The organism is Burkholderia sp. Nafp2/4-1b (assembly GCF_003635165.1).
Taxonomy (GTDB): domain Bacteria; phylum Pseudomonadota; class Gammaproteobacteria; order Burkholderiales; family Burkholderiaceae; genus Burkholderia.
On record NZ_ML058616.1, the window covers coordinates 25,892 to 49,006 of the forward strand.

The following is a 23,115-nucleotide window of genomic DNA, read 5'->3' on the forward strand; positions in this document are numbered from 1 at the left end:
TTACAACGTGCAGCTCAACGCTGGCAGGTCGGACAGAAATAGGTCGAGCGCTGGCCCTGCACGATCTGGCGGATCGGCGTGCCGCAGACGCGGCAAGGCAGCCCCGCGCGGTCGTAGACGAAGCAGTCGAGCTGGAAGTAGCCGCTTTCGCCGTTGCTGCCGACGAAATCGCGCAGCGTGCTGCCGCCGCGTTCGATCGCGTCGGCTAGCGTCGCGCGCACGGCGTCGGCCAGCCGCTCGTAACGCGGCAGCGACACCTTGCCGGCGGCGGTCGTCGGCCGGATGCCCGCGCGAAACAGGCTCTCCGACGCATAGATGTTGCCGACGCCGACGACCATGTCGCCCGCGAGCAGCGCCTGCTTGACCGACACCGTGCGGCCGCGCGTGCGCGCATGCAGCAGCGCGCCGGTGAATGCCGGCGAGAACGGCTCGACGCCGAGGCTCGCGAGCAGCGGATGCGCATGCACGTCGCCCGCTTCGCGCGGGTGCCACAGCACGGCGCCGAAACGGCGCGGGTCGCGAAACCGCAGCACGAATTCGTCGAAGATCCAGTCGATGTGATCGTGTTTCGCGGCGACCGGCACGCCGGCCGCGGGCAGCACGCGCAGCGTGCCCGTCATCCCGAGATGGACGATGAACCAGCCCGCGTCGACCTCGAACATCAGGTACTTGCCGCGACGCTCGACGGCGAGCACCTCGCGCGCGCGCAATTGCTCCGCGAGCCCCGCCGGCACGGGCCAGCGCAGCATCGCGGTACGGACGTCGACACGCTCGACGCGGCGGCCCGCGACAAAGGGCTCGATGCCGCGGCGCGTGACTTCGACTTCTGGCAACTCTGGCATGTTTTATGGGTCCGAAACGGGATTCACGATCGTGCGTGTATTGTAGCGAGCGCGTTACAATCGGTTGAACCATCGAACGGATTTCCATGACCTTGCCCTCGAAGCTGCTTCTGAAGCGCCCCGCCGCCGCGTGCGGCGCGCGTGCCTTCCCGGTCCGCCGTGCGCTCGGCGCCGCGCTGTTCGCCGCATGGACCCTCACCGCCTTCCCGGCCCACGCGCAGGCTCCGGCATCGGACGACGCGGAGCCGCAGGGCGCGTTCGAGCACGTGATGCCGGACGAGAAAAAGGATCTCCCGGGCGTGGCACTGACGAGCCAGATCGTCTACCAGGTGCTCGCCGCGGAGGTCGCGCTCCAGCGTAACCAGCCGGCGCCGGCCTACCAGACCTACCTCGCGCTCGCCCGCGACACGCGCGACCCGCGCATGGCGCAGCGGGCGACCGAGATCGCGCTCGGCGCACAAAGCCCGGCCGACGCGCTGTCCGCCGCCGAGTTGTGGCGCCAGTACGCACCCAGTTCGAACCGCGCGTCGCAAGTCGACGCCGCGCTGCTGGTGCTCGCCGGCAAGCCGGCCGACGCGCAGCCGATGCTCGCGCGCGAGCTGGCCCGCGCGACCGGCGAAACGCGCGGCCCCGCGATCCTCGCGCTGCAGGCGCTGCTGGTGCGCGGCGCCGACCGCGTCGGCGGCCTCGCGGTGCTGAAGGACATGCTGAAGAACGACATGAACCGCCCGGAGGCGCAGCTCGCGATCGCGCGGCAGCAACTCGCGGTCGACGACAAGGCAGGCGCCGCGCAGTCGCTGAAGCAGGCCCTGCAGATCCGCCCCGACTACCTGCCGGCAGCGCTGATGCTGTCGCAGATGGGCCCCGCCGAGCGTGCGGCCGGCATCGTGTCGTTCGAGAAATATGTTCAGCAGAATCCGAAGTCGCGCGACGCGCGGCTCGCGCTGTCGCAGCTCTATCTGGCCGACGACCGCCTCGACGACGCGCAGAAGCAGTTCGAGACGATGCGCAAGCTCGACTCGAAGGATCCGACGCCGTTGATGGCGCTCGCGCTGATCAAGATCCAGCAGAAGAAGCTCGACGATGCGAGCGCGTACCTGAAACAGTACGTGCAGCTCGGCGACAAGCAGCCGAATCTCGACGTCGGCCAGGGCTACATCTACCTCGCGCAGATCGCGATCGAACAGGGCAGCGACGCGCAGGCGTCGCAATGGCTCGACAAGGTCGACCAGACGAGCCAGCACTACCTGCCCGCACAGATCACGCGCGCGCAGTTGCTGCAGAAACAGGGCAAGACCGACGAGGCGCGCAAGGTGCTTGACGACCTGCCGATCAGCGATCCGCGCGATGCGGCCGTGGTCGCGCGCACCGACGCGTCGATCCTGTTCACCGCGAAGCGCTATCCGGAAGCCGAGGCGCGCCTCGGGCAGGCGGTGCAGGACTTCCCGGACGATCCCGACCTGCGCTACGACTACGCGATGGCGGCCGAAAAGACCGGCCATTACACGACGATGGAAAAGCAGCTGCGCGAGCTGATCCGCACGCAGCCCGACAATCCGCAGGCGTACAACGCGCTCGGCTATTCGCTGGCCGATCGCAACCAGCGCCTGCCGGAGGCCAGCAAGCTGATCGACAAGGCAGTGTCGCTCGCGCCGAACGATGCGTACATCATGGACAGCCTCGGCTGGGTGAAGTACCGGATGGGCGACACGGCCGGCGCGACGAAGGTGCTGCAGCGCGCGTACGAGCTGCAACCGAACGCCGAGATCGGCGCGCACCTCGGCGAAGTGCTGTGGAAGAGCGGCGCGCAGGACGACGCGCGCAACGCATTGCGTGCCGCGCAGAAGCTCGAGCCCGACAACGATACGCTCGTGCAGACGCTCAAGCGCCTGCAGATCAACGGCCTCTGATGCGGATGTTCCCGATGCTTTCCCTGTCTTCGCGCGCGCTGCGCACGCTGGCCGCGGCCGGCGCGGCGCTTGCGCTCGCCGGCTGCGCAAGCACGCCGCCATCGGCGAATGCGCCGTCCGGCGCCGTGCTGCAGACGGCGGCGACGCATGCGTACCACGGCCGCTTCGCGGTGCAGTACAACGACCCCATGGGCCGCCAGCAAAACGTGTACGGCAACTTCGACTGGCAGGAGCACGGCGACGACGTGTCGCTCGAACTGCGCAGCCCGCTCGGCCAGACGCTCGCGGTCGTCAAGTCGACGCCGCAGGCCGCGTCGCTCGAACTGCCCAATCGCCAGCCGCAATACGCGACCGACGTCGGCGAGCTGATGCAGCGCACGCTCGGCTTCTCGCTGCCGCTGGCCGGCCTGCGCTACTGGCTGCTGCCGACGCCCGCGCCGGTGACGCCCGCGCAGACGATGCACGACCCGGCCGACGCGACGCGCGTGAAGCAGATCCGCCAGGACGGCTGGACGATCGACTACCTCGCCTACGCGGACGCACCGGCCACCGGCGTCAAACGCGTCAATCTCGTGCGCGCGACGCCGCCGCTCGACATCAAGCTCGTGCTCGACCAGTAAGCACGTGAACCTAGCCCCGACATACGCATGACCGATTCGACCCGCTCGCTGCGCAACTGCCTCGCGCCCGCGAAACTCAACCTGTTCCTGCACATCACCGGCCGTCGCCCGAACGGCTATCACGACCTGCAGAGCGTGTTCCAGCTGCTCAACTGGGGCGACACGCTGCACTTCACGCTGCGCGATGACGGTCGCGTCACACGCGTTACCGACGTGTCGGGCGTGCCCGAGGAGAGCGATCTCGTCGTGCGCGCGGCGAACCTGCTGAAGGCGCACACGGGCACCGCGGCCGGCGTCGACATCGAGATCGACAAGTGCCTGCCGATGGGCGCGGGCCTCGGCGGCGGCAGCTCCGACGCGGCGACGACGCTGCTCGCGCTGAACCGCCTGTGGCAACTCGACCTGCCGCGCGCGGAGCTGCAATCGCTCGCGGTGAAACTCGGCGCCGACGTCCCGTTTTTCGTTTTTGGAAAAAATGCGTTCGCAGAGGGTATCGGAGAAGAATTAGCTGAGGTAGAATTGCCGACTCGCTGGTTCCTGGTTGTGACGCCGCGAGTTCATGTCCCCACCGCTGAAATTTTTTCAGATGAGTTGTTGACAAGGGATACGAAGCCAGTCACAATTGCTGACTTTCTTGCACAGCAAAACAGCGATGCGGGATGGCCAGACAGTTTCGGCCGGAACGATATGCAGCAAGTTGTGACAAGTAAGTACGCGGAAGTTGCGCAGGTGGTCAAATGGTTGTATAATGTGACCCCCGCGAGGATGACCGGCTCCGGAGCTAGCGTGTTTGCAGCGTTTCATGGCAAGCACGAGGCAGAAGCGGCGAAAGCCAAGCTGCCCACCGGTTGGAATGGTGCACTTGCCGAGAGTCTGAACGAGCATCCGCTCTTCGCTTTCGCGTCATGAAGTTTTGCTTTGCCGAACGGCCTACACGAGTTCGGTGAAGTTATCAGTTAAGTGTAGGGGAGTCGCCAAGTTGGTCAAGGCACCGGATTTTGATTCCGGCATGCGAGGGTTCGAGTCCTTCCTCCCCTGCCAAAAATTTTCCCGCATTTCCCGCCTAAGCCTGAAGCAGGTGCACGATGAGCAGCCACAGCCATGATGGCTTGATGGTCTTTACTGGCAACGCGAATCCCGCGCTCGCCCAGGAAGTCGTCAATATCCTTGGAATCCCCCTCGGCAAAGCAATGGTCAGCCGTTTCTCCGACGGTGAGATCCAGGTCGAGATCCAGGAAAACGTGCGCGGCAAGGACGTCTTCGTCCTGCAATCCACGTGCGCGCCGACGAACGACAACCTGATGGAACTGATGATCATGGTCGACGCGCTCAAGCGTGCGTCCGCCGGCCGGATCACCGCTGCCATCCCCTACTTCGGCTATGCCCGCCAGGACCGTCGCCCGCGCTCCGCGCGCGTCGCGATCTCGGCGAAGGTCATCGCGAACATGCTGGAAATCGCCGGCGTCGAGCGGATCATCACGATGGATCTGCACGCCGACCAGATTCAAGGCTTCTTCGACATCCCGGTCGACAACATCTACGCAACGCCGATCCTGCTGGGTGACCTGCGCAAGCAGAACTACTCGGATCTGCTCGTCGTGTCGCCGGACGTCGGCGGCGTGGTGCGTGCCCGGGCACTCGCGAAGCAGCTCAATTGCGATCTCGCGATCATCGACAAGCGTCGCCCGAAGGCGAACGTCGCCGAAGTGATGAACATCATCGGTGAAGTCGAAGGCCGCACCTGCGTGATCATGGACGACATGGTCGATACGGCCGGCACGCTCTGCAAGGCCGCGCAAGTGCTGAAGGATCGCGGTGCGAAGCAGGTGTTCGCGTACGCGACGCACCCGGTTCTGTCGGGCGGCGCCGCCGAGCGCATCGCCGCATCGGAACTCGACGAGCTGGTCGTCACCGATACGATCCCGCTGTCGGCCGAATCGCTGGCCTGCTCGAAGATCCGCTCGCTGACGAGCGCGAGCCTGCTGGCAGAAACGTTCTCGCGTATCCGTCGCGGCGACTCGGTGATGTCGCTGTTCGCGGAATCCTGATCGCGGAACGACACAAATAGCATGCGCGGAAAGCGAAGCGGCGACGCTTCGCTTTTTGCACAATCGGACGGGATAGACGAAACCCCGTCCGTTTCATCGGGGGCCGCCATTTCGCCGGCCCCGTTTTACTGCCTGGTCGCGGGCAGCACATGGAGAATCACATGAAAGTCGTCGCTTTCGAGCGCCAACAGCAAGGTACGGGTGCGAGCCGCCGCCTGCGCAACGCCGGTAAGACCACGGGTATCGTCTACGGTGGCGAAGCAGCCCCGCAAAAGATCGAACTGGATCACAACGCGCTGTGGCATGCACTGAAGAAGGAAGCCTTCCACTCGTCGATCCTCGACCTGGAAGTTGCTGGCCAGTCGCAACAGGTTCTGCTGCGCGACGTGCAATACCACCCGTTCAAGCAACTCGTGCTGCACGTGGACTTCCAGCGCGTCGACGCGAAGAAGAAGCTGCACACGAAGGCACCGCTGCACTTCCTGAACGCTGAAATCAGCCCGGCCGTGAAGCTGTCGAGCGCAATCGTCTCGCACGTCGCGACCGAAATCGAAATCGAGTGCCTGCCGGCTGACCTGCCGGAGTTCCTCGAAGTCGACCTGTCGAAGATCGAAGCTGGTCAATCGCTGCACGCGAAGGACATCGCACTGCCGAAGGGCGTCGCGCTGGTCGCGCACGTCGACGCGGAAAACCCGGTTGTCGCATCGGCGACGGTCCCGGCTGGTGCCGTGTCGGACGCAGCTGAAGGCGAAACGCCGGCTGCCTGAGCGGCTGCCAACGCGCCATTCGATCCGTTTCACGAAACGGTCGACGCAACCCGCCGCGGCATGCCCGGCGGGTTTTTCTTTTTCTGCGCCCAGGCGGCCGCTGCCGCCTACGAAACGTCATGATCAAACTGATCGTCGGCCTCGGCAATCCCGGGGCGGAATACACCGCGACGCGCCACAACGCCGGTTTCTGGCTGATCGACCAGCTCGCCCGCGAAGCCGGCACGACGCTGCGCGACGAGCGCCGCTTCCACGGCTTCTACGCGAAAGCGCGCCTGCACGGCGAGGAAGTCCATCTGCTCGAGCCGCAGACCTACATGAACCGCTCCGGCCAGTCGGTGGTGGCGCTCGCGAGTTTCTTCAAGATCCTGCCAGACCAGATCCTCGTCGCGCATGACGAGCTCGATCTGCCGCCCGGCACCGTGAAGCTGAAGCTCGGCGGCGGCAGCGGCGGCCACAACGGCCTGAAGGACATCTCCGCGCACCTGTCGTCGCAGCAGTACTGGCGGCTGCGCATCGGCATCGGCCATCCGCGCGACTTGATCCCGGAAGGCGCGCGCGCCGGCGCGAAGCCCGACGTCGCGAACTTCGTGCTGAAGCCGCCGCGCCGCGAGGAGCAGGACGTGATCGACGCGTCGATCGAACGCGCGCTCGCCGTGATGCCGATGGTCGTCAAGGGCGAACTCGACCGCGCGACGATGCAGCTGCATCGCAACTGAAGCCGATCCGATTCGCACCGGCACGGTGCATCGTGCCGTCCGGCCGCGTCGGGCGGCCGCCCCGTCCCGCGCATTTGTGCACTGCGGCGCCCACATGCGGTAATCTGGTCGTTTTGCCCGTCAGGAGCCAAGCGGTGAGCCGTTACTGGAGCGACGTCGTTCAGCAACTCGTGCCTTACGTGCCGGGCGAACAGCCCGCGCTCGCACACCCCGTCAAGCTGAACACCAACGAGAATCCCTATCCGCCTTCGCCGCGCGTCGTCGCGGCGATCGCTCGCGAACTCGGCGACACCGGCGACACGCTGCGCCGCTATCCCGATCCGCTCGCGCGCGCGCTGCGCGAGACGGTCGCGGCCCATCACCGGATCAAGCCCGAGCAGGTCTTCGTCGGCAACGGCTCCGACGAGGTGCTCGCGCACGCATTCCAGGCGCTGCTCAAGCATGATCGCCCGTTGCGCTTCCCGGACATCTCGTACAGCTTCTACCCGACCTACGCGCGCCTGTACGGCGTGGAAACCACGATCGTGCCGCTCGCGGACGACTTCTCGATCCGCGTCGAAGACTATCTCGACGATGCGGGCGGCGTGCTGTTTCCGAACCCGAACGCGCCGACCGGCCGCGCGCTGCCGCTCGCGGACATCGAGCGGATCGCGGCCGCGAACCCGTCGTCGGTCGTGCTGATCGACGAAGCGTACGTCGATTTCGGCGCGGAATCGGCGATCACGCTGATCGACCGCCATCCGAACCTGCTCGTCGTGCACACGACGTCGAAGGCGCGCTCGCTCGCGGGCATGCGCGTAGGCTTCGCATTCGGCGATGCGGCGTTGATCGACGCGCTGAACCGCGTGAAGGACAGCTTCAACTCCTATCCGCTCGACCGGCTCGCGCAGGTCGCCGCGCAAGCCGCATACGAAGACACCGACCACTTCGATGCGACCTGCCGGCGCGTGATCGACAGCCGCACGCGGCTCACGCACGCGCTCGACGCGCTCGGTTTCGACGTCGTGCCGTCGGCCGCGAATTTCGTGTTCGCGCGCCATCCCGCGCACGATGCGCTCGCGCTCGCGGCGAAGCTGAAGGATCGGGAAATTTTCGTGCGGCACTTCAGGGCGCCGCGCATCGACCAGCATCTGCGCATCACCGTCGGCACGGATGCCGAATGCGACGCACTCGTCGCGGCATTGCGCGACCTGATCGGCTGAAACGATAGCGGAAGCTGAAGCGGAACCGGCGCCGAACGGCGCCGGCCGAAGAAATCGCAACGTCGTGACGCGCGCGGCGTCACCGCGGCGTCACTGCGCGTCGTCGCCCTTCGCGGCGATCAACGCGTGATACTTCTCCATCAACTGCGCGTGCGATTCGTCATGCTGCGGATCGCGCGGAATGCATTCGACCGGACACACCTGCTGGCACTGCGGTTCGTCGAAATGGCCGACGCACTCGGTGCACTTGTTCGGGTCGATCACGTAGATGTCCGGGCCCATCGAAATCGCGCCGTTCGGGCACTCGGGCTCGCACACGTCGCAATTGATGCACTCGTCGGTAATCATCAAAGACATACTGATCTCACTTCTTCAGGCCAGCGGCCGGCTTCGCAACGAAACCGGCCGGCGCCGCATCACGCGGCCGGGCCTCCCATCGCGGTGACTTTCTCGGTCAGCCACTTTTCGACGGACGGGAACACGAACTTGCTGACATCGCCGCCCAATTGCGCAATTTCGCGCACGATCGTACCCGAGATGAACTGGTACTGATCGGACGGCGTCATGAACATCGTTTCGACGTCGGGCAGCAGATAGCGGTTCATCCCCGCCATCTGGAACTCATATTCGAAATCCGACACGGCACGCAGGCCGCGCACGATCACGCGTGCATTGTTGGTGCGGACAAAGTCCTTCAGCAGGCCCTTGAACCCCATCACCTTCACGTTCGGATAATGGCCGAGCACCTCGTTCGCAATCTTCAGACGTTCTTCCAGCGAGAAAAACGGCTTCTTCGCGCGGCTGTCGGCAACGCCAACCACCAGCGTATCAAAAATGCTCGACGCACGCCGCACGAGGTCTTCGTGCCCGCGCGTCAGCGGATCGAACGTACCGGGATACACGGCGACTACCATGTCGCTCCTCCTGTCATCACGCAATCGGGTTGGCAGCCGTGCAACGCGCACGCCACTGCCGAGATGGGCTTGCGTCGCTTCCGGAGCGCGCCGCCTCGTATGGAACGCGCATTATTCATCATTTTCGCGCCGCAGCAAATGATAGTGAACCGCACCGGCCTTGCCGTGCTTCACCACCTGCCAGCCGGCCAGCGCTTCGTGCGCGGCCGGGTCGAGTTCCGCCCCCGTCTCGACGTACAGCGCGCCATCCGGTGCGACGAGCGGCGCCGCGAGCGCGATCGCCCGATCGAGCACGGCCGCCTCGCCGAACGGCGGATCGAGGAACACGGCATCGAACGCGCCCGGCGTCAGCCCGGCCGCGAGCCGCAGCGCGTCGGCTTCCGCGACTTCGACCGCGCGTGCGCCAAGCTTCTCCTTGATCGCGCGCAGCTGCTGCGCCGCGCGCGGGTGGCGCTCGACCATCACGACGCTCGCCGCGCCGCGCGACGCGGCCTCGAACCCGAGCGCGCCGGTGCCGGCGAACAGGTCGAGGCAGCGCCAGCCGTCGAGATCCTGGCCAAGCCAGTTGAACAGCGTTTCGCGCACGCGATCGGGCGTCGGGCGCAGGCCGTCGAGATCGAGCACGGCGAGCGGCGTGCGTTTCCAGTCACCGCCGATGATGCGGATCGTGTGCGGCTTGCCGCGGCCGGCGGGGGCCGCCGGGCGGCCGGAAGAGGAACGGGACATACGGAATATCGACAACGGAGGGACCGGGCGCGCACCTGGGCGCACCGCCAAACAGGCGCACGTTACCACAGCGGCGGCACCGGCTGACGCCAGTGCAGCGCCGCACTGATAAAATGCACGGTTTCGGCCGCCGTGCGCACGCACGACGGCCCCTCCGGCGCTCCGCCGTGGCGGCGCCCCGCCCTCTTCCCGACGTCAGACCATGTTCAGCTTCTTCAAACGATTCAAGAAAACGCAGGAGTCGGACTCCGCGGAATCGCAATCGGCCGACGCGCAGCAACCGGACGAACCGTCCGACGCGCCCGCCGCCGCCGAGCCTCGCCAGGCGGCCGAAGTACCGCAAGCACCGCAAGCGTCCGCGCAATCGGCCGCGCAACGGGCCGCGCCGGCCGTCGTGATGACGGTCACGCCGACCAACGACGGCACCGACGACGTCGTCGAAGCGGTCGAGATCGTGCCGCCGCCGACGCAGGACGCGGCCGCGAAGAAGTCGTGGCTCACGCGCCTGAAGTCGGGGCTCGCGAAGACGGGCTCGAGCATCACCGGCGTGTTCGTCAACACGAAGATCGACGAGGATCTGTATGAAGAACTCGAAGCCGCGCTGCTGATGTCCGACGCCGGCGTCGACGCGACCGAGTACCTGCTCGGCGCGCTGCGCGAGAAGGTGCGCACGGGCCGGCTGACCGATCCGCAGCAGGTGAAGAACGCGCTGCACGATCTGCTCGTCGAACTGCTGACGCCGCTCGAGAAGTCGCTGATGCTCGGCCGCGCGCAGCCGCTGGTGATGATGATCACGGGCGTGAACGGCGCGGGCAAGACCACCAGCATCGGCAAGCTCGCGAAGCATCTGCAGACCTTCGACCAGTCGGTGCTGCTGGCCGCGGGCGACACGTTCCGCGCGGCCGCGCGCGAGCAGCTGGCGGTCTGGGGCGAGCGCAACAACGTGACGGTCGTCCAGCAGGAAAGCGGCGACCCGGCCGCGGTGATCTTCGATGCGGTCAGCGCCGCGCGGGCGCGCAAGATCGACGTGATGATGGCCGACACGGCCGGCCGCCTGCCGACCCAGCTGCACCTGATGGAAGAACTGAAGAAGGTGAAGCGCGTGATCTCGAAGGCGCACGACGGCGCGCCGCACGAGGTGCTGCTCGTGATCGACGCGAACACGGGCCAGAACGCGCTCACGCAGGTGAAGGCGTTCGACGATGCGCTCGGCCTCACGGGCCTGATCGTCACGAAGCTCGACGGCACCGCGAAGGGCGGGATCCTCGCCGCGATCGCGCGGCAGCGTCCGGTGCCCGTCTACTTCATCGGCGTCGGCGAAAAGGTCGAGGACCTGCAGCCGTTCAGCGCGGTCGAATTCGCGGACGCGCTGCTCGGCTGAACGCTGCCGCCGGCCCGCATCCATCAGGGGCGCCTACGGGCGCCCTTTTTCATGCGCGGTCGCCAAGCGGGCGGCTGGCGTTCGCGTGCCTTGACGTCACTCGACGTCACTCGACGTCACTCGGCGTCGGGCTGCGCGCCGGGCTCCGCCGCCTTGAACGCATCGAGCGTCGCCGCATGCTCGGCGATCCGCTGGATCGTCGGAAAGCGCGTCGTGTCGATCGAGAAGCGGTTCGCGTTGAACACCTGCGGCACGATGCAGATGTCGGCGAGCGTCGGCGTGTCGCCGAAGCACAGCTTGCCGGTGCGCGGATCGTTCGCGAGACGCGTCTCGAGCGTCGCAAAGCCGGCCTCGATCCAGTGCCGGTACCAGTCGTTCTTCGCTTCCTCCGGCACCTTCAGCGTGTGCTTCAGGTACTTCAGCACGCGCAGGTTGTTCAGCGGATGAATCTCGCACGCGACCTGCAGCGCGATCGCGCGCACATAAGCACGGTCGACCGGATCCTTCGGCAACAGCGCGGGGTCGGGGTGCGTTTCCTCGAGATATTCGATGATCGCGAGCGATTGCTGCAGCGTCGCATCGCCGTCGATCAGCGTCGGCACGACGCCATCCGGATTCACCGCGCGGTACGCGTCCTTCAGCTGCTCGCCGCCGTCGCGCAGCATGTGCACGGGGACGGTGTCGTACGGCAGCTGCTTCAGGTTCAGGGCGATCCGCACGCGGTACGACGCGGAACTGCGGAAATAGCTGTAGAGCTTCATGGGATGTGTCTCTGTTGGTCGAATTCGGCCGAGCTGGTGCACACACGGGCCATGGCGTATGTGCGGCACCGCCGGGAACCCGAGTTTAGCGCGCCGCGCGGCGACGGCGACCGCGGCGTGCGGCGCGCGGCGCGCTGCCGCGCCTGGCGTGAGCCGCGCCCGTGCGATACTCGGGGCATTCCTGACCGCTCACCGCGCGGCCCGCTGCCGGCGGCCGCCCCACGCTCCAATGACCGCTGCCCACGACTCCGCCGCCACGCCGTTTCCTTGCGCCCGCTTCATCAAGGAAATCGGCCGCGGCCCGCACGGCGCACGCGCGCTGTCCGCCGACGACACGTTCGAGCTCTATCGCGCCATGCTCGACGCGCGCGTGTCGGACGTCGAACTCGGCGCGATCCTGATCGCGTATCGCGTGAAGGGCGAAAGCGCCGACGAACTGGCCGCGATGCTCGCCGCCGCGCAAGCATCGTTCGAACCCGTCCACGTGCAGGATGGCGGGTTCCGCCCGGTGTCGATTCCGAGCTACAACGGCGCGCGCAAGCAGCCGAACCTGGTGCCGCTGCTCGCGCTGCTGCTCGCGCGCGAAGGCGTGCCGGTGCTGGTGCACGGCGTCGAGCGCGATCCGGGCCGCGTGACGAGCGCGGAAATTTTCTCGGCGCTGTCGATCGCACCGTCGACGTCGCACGACGCGATCGAGGACACGCTCGCCGAGCGCCGCGTCGCGTTCGCGCCGATCGACGCGCTCGCACCGCGCATCGCGCGCCTGCTGGCGCTGCGCCGCGTGCTCGGCGTGCGCAACTCCACGCACACGCTGGTGAAGATTCTGCAGCCGTTCGCGCCGGCCGGGCTGCGGCTCGTCAACTACACGCACCCGCCCTATCGCGACAGCCTCGCCGCATTGTTCCGCGACCATCCGGACGCCGCGCTCGGCGGCGCGCTGCTCGCGCGCGGCACCGAAGGCGAAGCGGTGGCCGACACGCGGCGCCAGGTGCAGGTCGACTGGCTGCACGACGGCGTGTGCGACACGCTGATCGAGCCCGAGCGCTCGTCGAGCGACGCGCCGCCGGTCGCGCTGCCCGAGTCGCGCGACGCGGCGACCACGGCCGCGTGGACGGACGCCGTGCTGCGCGGCGAAATCCCGGTGCCGGACACGCTCGCGCGCCAGGTCGAAACGATCGTGCGGATCGTGCGAATCGCGGCGTGACCAGCCGCGCGGGCCGGCCGTCTTTCGCGCCGGCCTTCCGACTGATCATTTGACACGCGCACGCATCCTGGCATAGAGTTGTCGCCATGCGTTCCTTTCCGAACACCCTCCGAATTACCTCCGGCCGCCTAGCGCGGTCGCTATCGCTACGACTAGCCTAAGGCTGTCTTAGCGCCGTGTGCTGTCCGCACGGTCCCTCCAGCAGTTCCTCGCAGCACCCTTCTCGCAGTTTTTACAACCCGAAGTCGTCAGCATTCGTCCGTCTATCCGTCGGTCGATTCGCGAAGATCATCCGCATCCGCAGCGCTATCGGGCGCCGCGGTGCGAGGCAGCGCCAACCGGCGCCCATGCCGCCCGTCTTCGCTCGCGACTTGAGACCCGAGGTCCAGAAGATGAAGCGCAACCCGCAAGACAAGTACCGTCCGTTCGAACCCGTCCGCATCAATGGGCGCCGCTGGCCGACCCGCACCATCGAGCGTGCGCCGGTCTGGATGAGCACCGACCTGCGCGACGGCAACCAGTCGCTGATCGAGCCGATGAGCATCGAGCAGAAGCTGGAATTCTTCGACGTGCTGGTCGCGATCGGTTTCAAGGAGATCGAAGTCGGTTTTCCGTCGGCGTCGCAAACCGACTTCGATTTCGTCCGCAAGCTGATCGACGAGAAGCGGATTCCCGACGACGTGACGATCGAAGTGCTCGTGCAGTCGCGCGAAGACCTGATCGCCCGCACCTTCGACGCGCTCGAAGGCGTGCCGCGCGCGATCGTGCACCTGTACAACGCGATCTGCCCGTCGTTCCGGCGCATCGTGTTCGGGATGTCGAAGGACGACGTGAAGGCGCTCGCGGTGGACGGCACGCGCATGATCAAGGAACACGCGGCGGCCCGCCCGGACACCCACTGGACCTACCAGTACTCGCCGGAAACCTTCAGCATGACCGAGCTCACGTTCGCGCGCGAAGTGTGCGACGCGGTCGCGCAGGCGTGGCGTCCAACCCGCGATCACAAGATGATCGTCAACCTGCCGGCGACCGTCGAAGCCGCGAGCCCGAACGTGTTCGCCGACCAGATCGAATGGATGGACCGCAACCTCGCGTATCGCGACAGCATCGTGTTGTCCGTGCATCCGCACAACGATCGCGGCACCGCGGTCGCGGCCGCCGAACTCGCGCTGCTCGCGGGCGCCGACCGCATCGAGGGCTGCCTGTTCGGCAACGGCGAGCGCACCGGCAACGTCGACCTCGTCACGCTCGCGCTGAACCTCTATACGCAGGGCATCGACCCGGGCCTCGATTTCTCCGACATCGATGCGGTGCGCCGCGTGGTCGAACGCTGCAACCAGATTCCGGTGCATCCGCGCCATCCGTATGCGGGCGACCTCGTGTTCACCGCATTCTCCGGCTCGCACCAGGACGCGATCCGCAAGGGTTTCGCGCAGCAGCGCCCCGATGCTGTGTGGGAAGTGCCGTACCTGCCGATCGATCCGGCCGACCTCGGCCGCAGCTATGACGCGGTGATCCGCGTGAACAGCCAGTCCGGCAAGGGCGGCGCGACCTTCCTGCTCGAACGCGGGATGGGCTTCACGCCGACGCGCCGCGTGCAGATCGAATTCAGCCATGCGGTGCAGACGCTCGCCGACGCATCCGGCGAGGAAGTGACCGGCGACGCGATCTGCGCGCTGTTCGCGCGCGAATTCTTCGAGACCGCCGGCCCGGCCGCGCGCCACGGCGGCAGCGCACGCTGGCAGAACCGCGACATCGCGGGCGCGCCGCCGGCCGACGCGACGCCCGAAGACGCCGTGCGGCACGTGGCCGCCGCCTTCGCGGCGGCAGCCGGCGCGACGATCGACGTCGCGTCGTGCGAACACGCACGCACGACGGACGGCCGGATCGCGGTATCGGTCGGGTGCCGGGTCGGCGATGCGCCGTTGCGGCATGGGGTCGGGGTACACGACGATCCGGCGAGCGCCGCGCTCGATGCGGTCGTCAGCGCGATCAACCGCTCGGCCTGGCATTGCGCCGACCGCCGCGCGGCGGCCTGACCGGCAGGTTTCGCTTCAGGGTTGGAACGTCAGCGAGCGGTGCGTGACCGCCCGTGCGCCGCGCGATCCGCGCCGCACGGGCCAATGAAAAGCGGCCCAGAAGGCCGCTTCGGTCCGGACATGAAAACGAGCGCCACGCGCGCTCATGTCTCGGTCGCGCACCGCGTCGCCTGCCACGCAAGCAGGCGCCAGTGGCCCCGCTCGTGGGTGTGGACAGCCGTATAGGCAATCGGAAACACCAGCCCGCCGTTGTTCGTTTCCATCTCGATCAACGCGCGCCCGGTGACGATGCAGGTCGCGTCGCCGACGGGCAGCAGATCCTGCGACTGGATTTCGATCTGACGATAACGGCGACGGCCGGCGACGATCGCGTCGATGAACTGCTGCTTGGTTTCGCGTTTGCCGTTGGTGTGCACGAAGAACACCTGGTCCGACAGTTGCGCTTCAAGCGTCTCGCCGTCACCGTCGACCATCGCCCGGAACCGATCGCGCTCGAGCGCGCGAATCGCATCGACCACCTTCGTCATCGCCTGACTCCTCGGCAACGCGCGCGCCGTGCGCGGGCGCGCGGATCAGAAGTTGTACTGCACGTAGAACTGGTGGAAATTTATACCAGGATTCGGCTCTTTGATACCCGCGTTAGACACATGTTGAAAACGGTAACCAACCTGATACTGTTGCCGTTCTCCGAACTGGGCGCCGACGCCCACGACGTCCACGAACTGGAAGGATGTCGACAGCGACAGGTTGTTCGAGATCGTCGGATGCGTGAGGAACCGGATGCCGGCGCCGGCTTCGACGAACGGGCGAACCTGGCCCGCGCTCTTGATGAAACGGAACATCGGCGTCCCGCCGAATTCGCCGATGTTGGCGTGCACGTTGCCACCGGTGTGCCAGTAGCCGACATGGCCTTCCATCACGAATGCGAAGTGCCAGCCGCCGATTTCCCACCAGTTCCAGCCCGGATCCCACACCACGCCGAGATCGCCCTTCTTGATCCCGTGGCGATCGGAAAACCCGCCGCCCGCCTGGATTCCCCACCGATCCGCGAAGGCGGCGCCCGATGCGCTCAGCAGCGCCGCCACGACGACCGAATGCAGCACGAGCCGGCTACCGGACCGGCGGTTCTTCTTATTGTTCATCTGACACTCCAACTTTGCGGGTTGAATGGAGCCTTGCCGCAGCGGCCGGCCCGAGCGAACTGAATGGTATGGTAAAGGACTTTTCGAATCGGCATCACGAAGCGAAATGGTTTGCTTCCAAAACTAAAAAAATCGAAATCGTCTACCGATTACTATCAGAAACAACGGCTTACGGAACTTCCCCGGTCCGCACTGGTCGCAAATTAGACTATCGACTCGACTGTTTCGATAGAAAACCGGGAACTTGGATGCCCACGCGCCCTCTAAGGAATTAGCACTCGGATTCCGGGAGTGCTAAGATGGCTCCCGGAATCTCATCCGAGACCGGGGGTTTGTCCCTGATTCCAAAGGAGTTTTTAGTGAGCCACGCCCTGACCCTTCCGAACACCCTGAGCCCGACGCCGGCCAAGGCCGAATCGGCAGGCTCGCTGGCGCTCGCAACTCAAGCGATGTTGCCGGGCCAGCTTGGCAACATCGACGCGTACATCCAGGCCGTCAACCGGATCCCGCTGTTGACCGCCGAAGAGGAACGCCAGTACGCGACCGAGTTCCGCGACCACAACAACCTCGACTCGGCGCGCCGCCTCGTGCTGTCGCACCTGCGGCTCGTCGTGTCGATCGCGCGCAACTATCTCGGCTACGGCCTGCCGCACGGCGACCTGATCCAGGAAGGCAACATCGGCCTGATGAAGGCGGTAAAGCGTTTCGACCCGGAGCAAAACGTGCGCCTGGTGTCGTACGCGATCCACTGGATCAAGGCCGAGATTCACGAGTACATCCTGCGCAACTGGCGGATGGTGAAGGTCGCGACGACCAAGGCGCAGCGCAAGCTGTTCTTCAACCTGCGCAGCCACAAGAAGAGCATGCAGGCGATGACGCCCGAGGAAATCGACAGCCTCGCGCAGGAGCTCAACGTCAAGCGCGAAGACGTGACCGAGATGGAAACGCGCCTGTCGGGCGGCGATATCGCGCTCGAAGGCCAAGTGGAAGACGGCGAGGAGTCGTACGCGCCGATCGCCTACCTGGCCGATTCGCACAACGAGCCGACCGCCGTGCTCGCCGCGCGTCAGCGCGACACGCTGCAGACGGACGGCATCGCGCAGGCGCTCGACGCGCTCGACGCGCGCAGCCGCCGCATCATCGAGGCGCGCTGGCTGAACGTCGACGACGACGGCTCGGGCGGCTCGACGCTGCACGATCTCGCGGCCGAATTCGGCGTGTCGGCGGAACGCATCCGCCAGATCGAAGCGAGCGCCATGAAGAAGATGCGCACCGCACTCGCCGAATACGCGTAAAGCAACGACACCGAGCGTTTCACCCGAAACCGCTGCCTGACCGGCAGCGGTTTTTTTTCGTCTGCCGTTTCGTCCGGTCGCTTCATTTTTCAAGCGACCCCGATACGCGGCATCGGGTCGATTTCGGCCCCTTCCACACAACCTTGATCCAACTCAAGTTTCAGCCCGCAATTCGCGACGGTCTGCCGCAGCGCGGCACTCGGCATTGGAAAGGCGGCGTCTTAAAATTGGCATGTCGGCTTAAAAGGATTAAAACAGCTTAAGCGCCGTCATAAATCCGACGTAAAGTCGCCCCAAACCCGATGTAAATCGATTCAGGATTATCGCCTTGATCTCGATCAATAAAGAGCCTGCGCCGCCCCCACCGCCGGCGGCCGGCACGATCGGCTGGCGCGCGCGCATCGCCGCGTGGGCCCGCGGGCCGACCCTCGTGCGCGACATCACGCTGGTGGTGATCGTCAAGCTGATCCTCCTGATGTCGCTCAAGTACGCTTTCTTCAATCATCCGCAGGCCGAGCACATGTCGCTGCCGCCTGCCGTCGTCGCCGAGAAGCTGCTCTCGGTGCCGGCGCCCGCATCTACCGAGAGAGACCATCATGATAAGTAGCGAAGTCGTCGACCTGTCGCGTCTGCAGTTCGGCATCACGGCGCTCTACCACTTCCTGTTCGTGCCGCTGACGCTCGGCATGTCCTGGCTGCTCGTCATCATGGAAGCTGTATACGTGATGACCGGCAAACAGGTCTACAAGGACATGACGCAGTTCTGGGGCAAGCTGTTCGGGATCAACTTTGCGATGGGCGTGACGACCGGCATCACGCTCGAATTCCAGTTCGGCACGAATTGGTCGTACTACTCGCACTACGTCGGCGACATCTTCGGCGTGCCGCTCGCGGTCGAAGGCCTGATGGCGTTCTTCCTCGAATCGACGTTCGTCGGGCTGTTCTTCTTCGGCTGGAACCGGCTGTCGAAGGTCAAGCACCTGATGGTCACGTTCCTCGTCGCGTTGGGCTCGAACCTGTCCGCGCTGTGGATCCTCGTCGCGAACGGCTGGATGAACAATCCGGTCGGCGCCGAGTTCAACTACCAGACGATGCGCATGGAGCTGACGAGCCTGTTCGACGTGCTGTTCAACCCGGTCGCGCAGGTGAAGTTCGTGCACACGGTGTCGGCCGGCTACGTGACGGCAGCGATGTTCGTGCTCGGCATCTCGTCGTGGTACCTGCTGAAGAAGCGCGATACCGACTTCGCGCTGCGCTCGTTCGCGGTCGCGGCGGGCTTCGGCCTCGCGTCGACGCTCTGCGTGATCGTGCTCGGCGACGAATCGGGCTACACGACCGGCGAAGTGCAGAAGATGAAGCTCGCCGCGATCGAATCGGAATGGGAAACCCAACCGGCGCCGGCATCGTTCACGCTGATCGGCATCCCGAACCAGAAGGAAGAGCGCACCGACTACGCGATCAAGATCCCGTACGCGCTCGGCCTCATCGCGACGCGCTCGATCGACGAACCGGTGATCGGCCTGCGCGAGCTCGCGAAGCACAGCGAGGAGCATATCCAGAGCGGGATGGTCGCCTACGGCGCGCTGCAGAAGATCAAGCAGGGCGACACGAGCGACGCGACCCGCGCCCAGTTCGACCAGCACAAGCAGTATCTCGGCTACGGGCTGATGCTCAAGCAGTTCACGCCGAACGTGGTCGATGCGACGCCGGAGCAGATCAAGGCCGCCGCGAAAAAGACGATCCCGCCGGTCGCGCCCGTGTTCTTCTCGTTCCGGATCATGGTGTTCCTCGGCTTCCTGTTCCTCGCGACCTTCGTCGCCGCGTTCTGGTTCTGCGCGCGCCGGCAGCTGCTGCAGGACAACCGCCGCTGGTTCCTGCGTTATGCGGTGTGGGCGATCCCGCTGCCGTGGCTCGCCGCGGAATTCGGCTGGGTCGTCGCCGAGCTCGGCCGCCAGCCGTGGACGATCGCGGGCATCCTGCCGACGCACCTGTCCGCGTCCAGCCTGACGTCGACGGACCTGTACCTGAGCCTCGCCGGTTTCATCGCGTTCTACACGGCACTGTTCGTCATCGAGATCAAGCTGATGTTCAAGTACGCGCGCCTCGGCCCGTCGTCGCTGCATACCGGCCGTTATCACCACGAACTCGCCACCGCGGGCGAGCGCGCCGCGGTTTGAGCACGCCCCCGCAACGGAACAAGGAATCGCTATGGACTATGCAACTCTCAAGCTGATCTGGTGGCTACTCGTCGGCGTGCTGCTGATCGGCTTCGCCGTCACCGACGGCTTCGACATGGGCGCAACCGCGCTGCTGCCGTTCCTCGGCAAGACCGACGACGAGCGCCGCATCATCGTCAACACGGTCGGCGCGACGTGGGAAGGCAACCAGGTGTGGCTGATCACGGCCGGCGGCGCGATGTTCGCCGCATGGCCGCTCGTCTACGCCGCGTCGTTCTCCGGCTTCTACTTCGCGATGCTGCTGGTGCTGTTCGCGCTGTTCTTCCGGCCGGTGGGCTTCGACTATCGCAGCAAGCGGCCCGACCCGCGCTGGCGCGCAGGCTGGGACTGGGGCCTGTTCGTGGGCGGCTTCGTGCCGGCGCTGGTGTTCGGCGTCGCGTTCGGCAACCTGCTGCAGGGCGTACCGTTCAAGTTCGATAGCGACCTGCGCGTGACCTACTACGGCGGCTTCTGGGCGCTGTTGAACCCGTTCGCGCTGCTCTGCGGGCTCGTCAGCCTCACGATGCTCGTCGCGCACGGCGCCGCGTTCATCAAGATGAAGACCGACGGCGTGATCGCACGCCGTGCGTCGATCGCGCTGCGCGTGTCGGCGTTCCTCGCGGTCGTGCTGTTCGTGCTGGCCGGCGTGCTGGTCGCGTCGACCATCGGCGGCTTCCACATCACGCACGCCGCGCCGAACGACACGGTCGCGAACCCGCTGCTGAAGGACGTCGCCGCCGGCTCGGGCCTGTGGCTCGCGAACTACGGCGAGTATCCGTGGATGATCGCGGCGCCGGTGGTCGGCATCGCCGGCGGCCTGCTCGCGCTGCTGCTCGCCGGCTCGAAGCAGGAGAAGACGGCGTTCTTCTGCACCGGCCTGATGATCGCCGGCGTGATCCTGACCGCGGGCTTCTCGATGTTCCCGTTCATCATGCCGTCGTCGCTCGACCCGCGCAGCAGCCTGACCGTATGGGACTCGACGTCGAGCCACATGACGCTGCAGGTGATGCTGTTCGCGGTGATCGTGTTCCTGCCGATCGTCCTGCTCTACACGGGCTGGGTGTATCGCGTGATGCGCGGCAAGGTCACGCATCAGTCGCTCGAAGAGAACAAGCACTCGATGTACTGAACCCCGGCCGGGGCGCGCACGCGCCCTCGCCCACCGTTTCGCAAGGAGTCGGACCATGTGGTATTTCAGCTGGATTCTCGGTATCGGCGTCGCGCTGTCGTTCGGCATCGTCAACGCGATGTGGCTCGAAGCTCGGCAGAAGCCGCAGCAAGCGGCGACCCGCGCTCGTCGCGACTGACGCCGCGCGGGCGGCGGATCGCACCGCCGCTGCCGTCCGGAACGAACCTCGCGTTTCGCGAGGTTTTTTTTCGTCCACGCGATCCGGCAACCCATGCAGTCCGGCCCGCCCAAGAAAAACGGCTTGCGACGCACACGTCGCAAGCCGTTTTCGTTTTACCGACCGCCTGCCCGAACCCGCTACCCGGATCGGGCCGGTGTCATCGCATCAAGCCGGTTGCGCGGCCGCCCCGCCGCCCGCCGACGGCAGGCGCGCACCGAGCTGTTCCGCATAGCGCGCCGCCGCGTTGCCGCAGACGATGTGGAACGTGTCCGGCGTCACCCAGGCGACGTCGAGCGCGCCGAGCCGATCGCGATCGACCGCCGATGCGTCGCGCACGACGACGCGCAGCCGCGTGGTCGCGATCGCGTCGAGCGATGCGACGTTGGTCGCGCCGCCGAACACCGCGAGCCAGCGCAGCGGATCGGGATCGAGCGGACCGGCCGCCGCGCCGGTGACGGGCTGCGCGGCGGCAGCCGTGGCCGTCGCGGCCGCAGGAGCAGCACCGGCTGCGCCGCTGCCGATCGCCGAACGCATCTCGTCGGCGATGATGTCGGCCTCGGGCCCGATGATCACCTGCACGCTGTTGCCGCCGCGCTTGAGCACGCCGCGCGCGCCGATCGACTTCAGTTCCGGCTCCGATACCTTCTCCGGATCGACGACGCTCAGGCGCAGGCGCGTCGTGCACGCGTCGACGACCGTCAGGTTGCCCGCGCCGCCGAGCGCGGCGATGTAGCGCTGCGCACGCGGTGCGGCCGCTGCCGCACCGGCCGCCGGCGCGACGAAGCCGCCCGATGCGAACGATTCCGCCGCTGCGTCGGCCGACGCCGGCTCGCGGCCCGGCGTCGCCATGTTGAACTTGCGGATGAAGAAGCGGAACAGCCCGTAATACGCGACGCCGTACGCGATGCCGAGCGGAATCGCGATCCAGCCCTTCGTCGACAGCCCGTAGTTCAGCACGTAGTCGATCGCGCCGGCCGAGAACGTGAAGCCGAGCTTCACGCCGAGCAGCTGGCAGATCGCGAGCGACAGCCCGGTGAGCACCGCGTGGATCACGTACAGCACCGGCGCGAGGAACATGAAGCTGAACTCGATCGGCTCGGTCACGCCGGTCAGGAACGACGTGAGCGCCATCGAGAACAGCAGGCCGCCGACCATCGCGCGGCGCTCCTTCGGCGCTTCGTGCAGCATCGCGAGACACGCGGCCGGCAGGCCGAACATCATGATCGGGAAGAAGCCGGCCATGAAGGTGCCCGCGGTCGGATCGCCCGCGAAGAAGCGGTGCAGGTCGCCGTGCACGAGCTCGCCGCCGGCCGGCGGCGTGAAATTGCCGAACACGAACCATGCGAGCGAGTTGATGATGTGGTGCAGGCCCGTGACGAGCAGCAGGCGGTTCAGGAAGCCGAACACGAACGCACCGATCGCGCCCGCCGTCGTCAGCCACTGGCCGGCCGCATCGATCGCATGCTGGACCGGCTGCCACACGTACCCGAATACGATCCCGAGTACCACGCACACCAGCCCCGTGATGATCGGCACGAAGCGCTTGCCGCCGAAGAACGCGAGGTAGTCGGGCAGCTTGATGTCTTTATAGCGGTTGTACAGCAGGCCCGCGACCACGCCCGCGATGATCCCGGACAGCACGCCCATGTTCAGCTTGGGATCGATGTCCTTCATGATCGCGGTTTCGATCAGGTAGCCGATCGCGCCCGCGAGTGCCGCCACGCCATTGTTGTCCTTCGCGAACCCGACCGCCACGCCGATCGCGAACAAGAGCGGCAGGTTGTCGAAGATCGCGCCGCCGGCGTCGGCGATCATCTTGATGTTGAACACATCCGGCTGTCCGAGCCGCAGCAGGATGCCGGCGACCGGCAACACCGCGATCGGCAGCATCAGCGCGCGACCCAGGCCCTGTATCTTCAGAAACGGATTCCCGTCCATTCAGTCCTCCAGTCCATATCTCTTCATTAATCGTCGTTGAGT

At 66.2% G+C, this 23,115-nt stretch carries 23 protein-coding genes and 1 tRNA gene; 16 read left to right on the forward strand and 8 right to left on the reverse strand.

All coding sequences use genetic code 11. The features are described 5' to 3' along the window. Nucleotides 1-14 precede the first annotated feature (14 nt). Nucleotides 15-842 carry a bifunctional DNA-formamidopyrimidine glycosylase/DNA-(apurinic or apyrimidinic site) lyase gene (gene mutM, locus C7H84_RS23285; RefSeq protein WP_121860980.1) on the reverse strand — a complete coding sequence of 276 codons (828 nt, stop codon included), beginning with the start codon at nucleotides 840-842 and terminating at the stop codon, nucleotides 15-17. A gap of 86 nt (nucleotides 843-928) precedes the next feature. Here mutM and C7H84_RS23290 point away from each other — a divergent pair, with 86 nt between their 5' ends. From C7H84_RS23290 to hisC, 8 genes are all read left to right on the forward strand, one after another. After that, a complete protein-coding gene (locus C7H84_RS23290; RefSeq protein WP_121860981.1) occupies nucleotides 929-2,752 on the forward strand; it encodes a tetratricopeptide repeat protein in 1,824 nt (607 codons plus the stop codon). Then, nucleotides 2,752-3,372, forward strand: coding sequence for a lipoprotein insertase outer membrane protein LolB (lolB, locus tag C7H84_RS23295; RefSeq protein WP_121860982.1), 621 nt, complete (start codon nucleotides 2,752-2,754; stop codon nucleotides 3,370-3,372). The genes C7H84_RS23290 and lolB overlap by 1 nt, the downstream gene beginning before the upstream one ends. 27 nt (nucleotides 3,373-3,399) lie before the next feature. Further along, on the forward strand, nucleotides 3,400-4,281 hold the full coding sequence (ispE, locus tag C7H84_RS23300) for a 4-(cytidine 5'-diphospho)-2-C-methyl-D-erythritol kinase (RefSeq protein WP_121860983.1): 882 nt from the start codon (nucleotides 3,400-3,402) through the stop codon (nucleotides 4,279-4,281). 55 nt (nucleotides 4,282-4,336) lie between these two features. Beyond that, nucleotides 4,337-4,413 (forward strand) — tRNA-Gln (locus C7H84_RS23305). 44 nt (nucleotides 4,414-4,457) lie between these two features. After that, nucleotides 4,458-5,420: a ribose-phosphate pyrophosphokinase gene (locus C7H84_RS23310; protein ID WP_034208423.1), complete on the forward strand. Its 963-nt coding sequence runs from the start codon at nucleotides 4,458-4,460 to the stop codon at nucleotides 5,418-5,420. A gap of 161 nt (nucleotides 5,421-5,581) precedes the next feature. Beyond that, nucleotides 5,582-6,187 carry a 50S ribosomal protein L25/general stress protein Ctc gene (locus C7H84_RS23315; protein WP_021163051.1) on the forward strand — a complete coding sequence of 202 codons (606 nt, stop codon included), beginning with the start codon at nucleotides 5,582-5,584 and terminating at the stop codon, nucleotides 6,185-6,187. Between the two features lie 119 nt (nucleotides 6,188-6,306). Beyond that, entirely contained in the window at nucleotides 6,307-6,906 is a 600-nt protein-coding gene (gene pth / locus C7H84_RS23320; protein WP_096507367.1) for an aminoacyl-tRNA hydrolase, read from the forward strand. 134 nt (nucleotides 6,907-7,040) lie between these two features. Then, nucleotides 7,041-8,108, forward strand: a complete 1,068-nt coding sequence (gene hisC / locus C7H84_RS23325; RefSeq protein ID WP_121860984.1) for a histidinol-phosphate transaminase — start codon at nucleotides 7,041-7,043, stop codon at nucleotides 8,106-8,108. 90 nt (nucleotides 8,109-8,198) lie between these two features. Here the strand turns inward: hisC and C7H84_RS23330 are convergent, their stop codons facing one another. From C7H84_RS23330 to rsmD, 3 genes are all read right to left on the reverse strand, one after another. After that, entirely contained in the window at nucleotides 8,199-8,465 is a 267-nt protein-coding gene (locus C7H84_RS23330; RefSeq protein ID WP_039321670.1) for a YfhL family 4Fe-4S dicluster ferredoxin, read from the reverse strand. Between the two features lie 59 nt (nucleotides 8,466-8,524). Beyond that, on the reverse strand, nucleotides 8,525-9,022 hold the full coding sequence (gene coaD / locus C7H84_RS23335) for a pantetheine-phosphate adenylyltransferase (RefSeq protein ID WP_121860985.1): 498 nt from the start codon (nucleotides 9,020-9,022) through the stop codon (nucleotides 8,525-8,527). 111 nt (nucleotides 9,023-9,133) lie between these two features. Beyond that, nucleotides 9,134-9,748: a 16S rRNA (guanine(966)-N(2))-methyltransferase RsmD gene (rsmD, locus tag C7H84_RS23340; protein ID WP_121860986.1), complete on the reverse strand. Its 615-nt coding sequence runs from the start codon at nucleotides 9,746-9,748 to the stop codon at nucleotides 9,134-9,136. Between the two features lie 202 nt (nucleotides 9,749-9,950). Between rsmD and ftsY the strand changes: the two genes are divergently transcribed. Next, nucleotides 9,951-11,129, forward strand: a complete 1,179-nt coding sequence (gene ftsY / locus C7H84_RS23345) for a signal recognition particle-docking protein FtsY (RefSeq protein WP_121860987.1) — start codon at nucleotides 9,951-9,953, stop codon at nucleotides 11,127-11,129. 116 nt (nucleotides 11,130-11,245) lie between these two features. Here ftsY and maiA read toward each other — a convergent pair whose 3' ends face one another. Continuing rightward, nucleotides 11,246-11,890 carry a maleylacetoacetate isomerase gene (maiA, locus tag C7H84_RS23350; RefSeq protein WP_121860988.1) on the reverse strand — a complete coding sequence of 215 codons (645 nt, stop codon included), beginning with the start codon at nucleotides 11,888-11,890 and terminating at the stop codon, nucleotides 11,246-11,248. 229 nt (nucleotides 11,891-12,119) lie between these two features. Here maiA and ybiB point away from each other — a divergent pair, with 229 nt between their 5' ends. Further along, on the forward strand, nucleotides 12,120-13,094 hold the full coding sequence (gene ybiB / locus C7H84_RS23355) for a DNA-binding protein YbiB (RefSeq protein ID WP_121860989.1): 975 nt from the start codon (nucleotides 12,120-12,122) through the stop codon (nucleotides 13,092-13,094). A 392-nt stretch (nucleotides 13,095-13,486) separates the two neighbouring features. Then, on the forward strand, nucleotides 13,487-15,133 hold the full coding sequence (gene leuA, locus C7H84_RS23360; protein ID WP_121860990.1) for a 2-isopropylmalate synthase: 1,647 nt from the start codon (nucleotides 13,487-13,489) through the stop codon (nucleotides 15,131-15,133). A 143-nt stretch (nucleotides 15,134-15,276) separates the two neighbouring features. Here leuA and C7H84_RS23365 read toward each other — a convergent pair whose 3' ends face one another. After that, on the reverse strand, nucleotides 15,277-15,660 hold the full coding sequence (locus tag C7H84_RS23365) for a nuclear transport factor 2 family protein (protein ID WP_121860991.1): 384 nt from the start codon (nucleotides 15,658-15,660) through the stop codon (nucleotides 15,277-15,279). Between the two features lie 45 nt (nucleotides 15,661-15,705). Beyond that, entirely contained in the window at nucleotides 15,706-16,275 is a 570-nt protein-coding gene (locus tag C7H84_RS23370) for an acyloxyacyl hydrolase (protein WP_121860992.1), read from the reverse strand. Between the two features lie 359 nt (nucleotides 16,276-16,634). On the opposite strand from C7H84_RS23370, the gene rpoH reads away from it, so the two are divergent. The 5 genes from rpoH to cydX all read left to right on the forward strand — a co-directional run bounded on the left by rpoH (nucleotide 16,635) and on the right by cydX (nucleotide 21,093). Then, nucleotides 16,635-17,570, forward strand: coding sequence for an RNA polymerase sigma factor RpoH (gene rpoH, locus C7H84_RS23375; protein ID WP_121860993.1), 936 nt, complete (start codon nucleotides 16,635-16,637; stop codon nucleotides 17,568-17,570). Nucleotides 17,571-17,892: 322 nt separating this feature from the next. Further along, on the forward strand, nucleotides 17,893-18,177 hold the full coding sequence (gene cydP, locus C7H84_RS23380) for a cytochrome oxidase putative small subunit CydP (protein ID WP_205611458.1): 285 nt from the start codon (nucleotides 17,893-17,895) through the stop codon (nucleotides 18,175-18,177). Continuing rightward, a complete protein-coding gene (locus tag C7H84_RS23385) occupies nucleotides 18,167-19,747 on the forward strand; it encodes a cytochrome ubiquinol oxidase subunit I (protein WP_121860995.1) in 1,581 nt (526 codons plus the stop codon). Before cydP ends, C7H84_RS23385 begins: the two co-directional genes overlap by 11 nt. A 31-nt stretch (nucleotides 19,748-19,778) precedes the next feature. Continuing rightward, a complete protein-coding gene (gene cydB, locus C7H84_RS23390; RefSeq protein ID WP_121860996.1) occupies nucleotides 19,779-20,915 on the forward strand; it encodes a cytochrome d ubiquinol oxidase subunit II in 1,137 nt (378 codons plus the stop codon). Nucleotides 20,916-20,970: 55 nt separating this feature from the next. After that, on the forward strand, nucleotides 20,971-21,093 hold the full coding sequence (gene cydX, locus C7H84_RS23395) for a cytochrome bd-I oxidase subunit CydX (protein WP_121860997.1): 123 nt from the start codon (nucleotides 20,971-20,973) through the stop codon (nucleotides 21,091-21,093). Nucleotides 21,094-21,300: 207 nt separating this feature from the next. On the opposite strand, the gene nagE is transcribed toward cydX, so the two are convergent. After that, a complete protein-coding gene (gene nagE / locus C7H84_RS23400) occupies nucleotides 21,301-23,073 on the reverse strand; it encodes an N-acetylglucosamine-specific PTS transporter subunit IIBC (RefSeq protein ID WP_121860998.1) in 1,773 nt (590 codons plus the stop codon). Nucleotides 23,074-23,115: the final 42 nt, after the last annotated feature.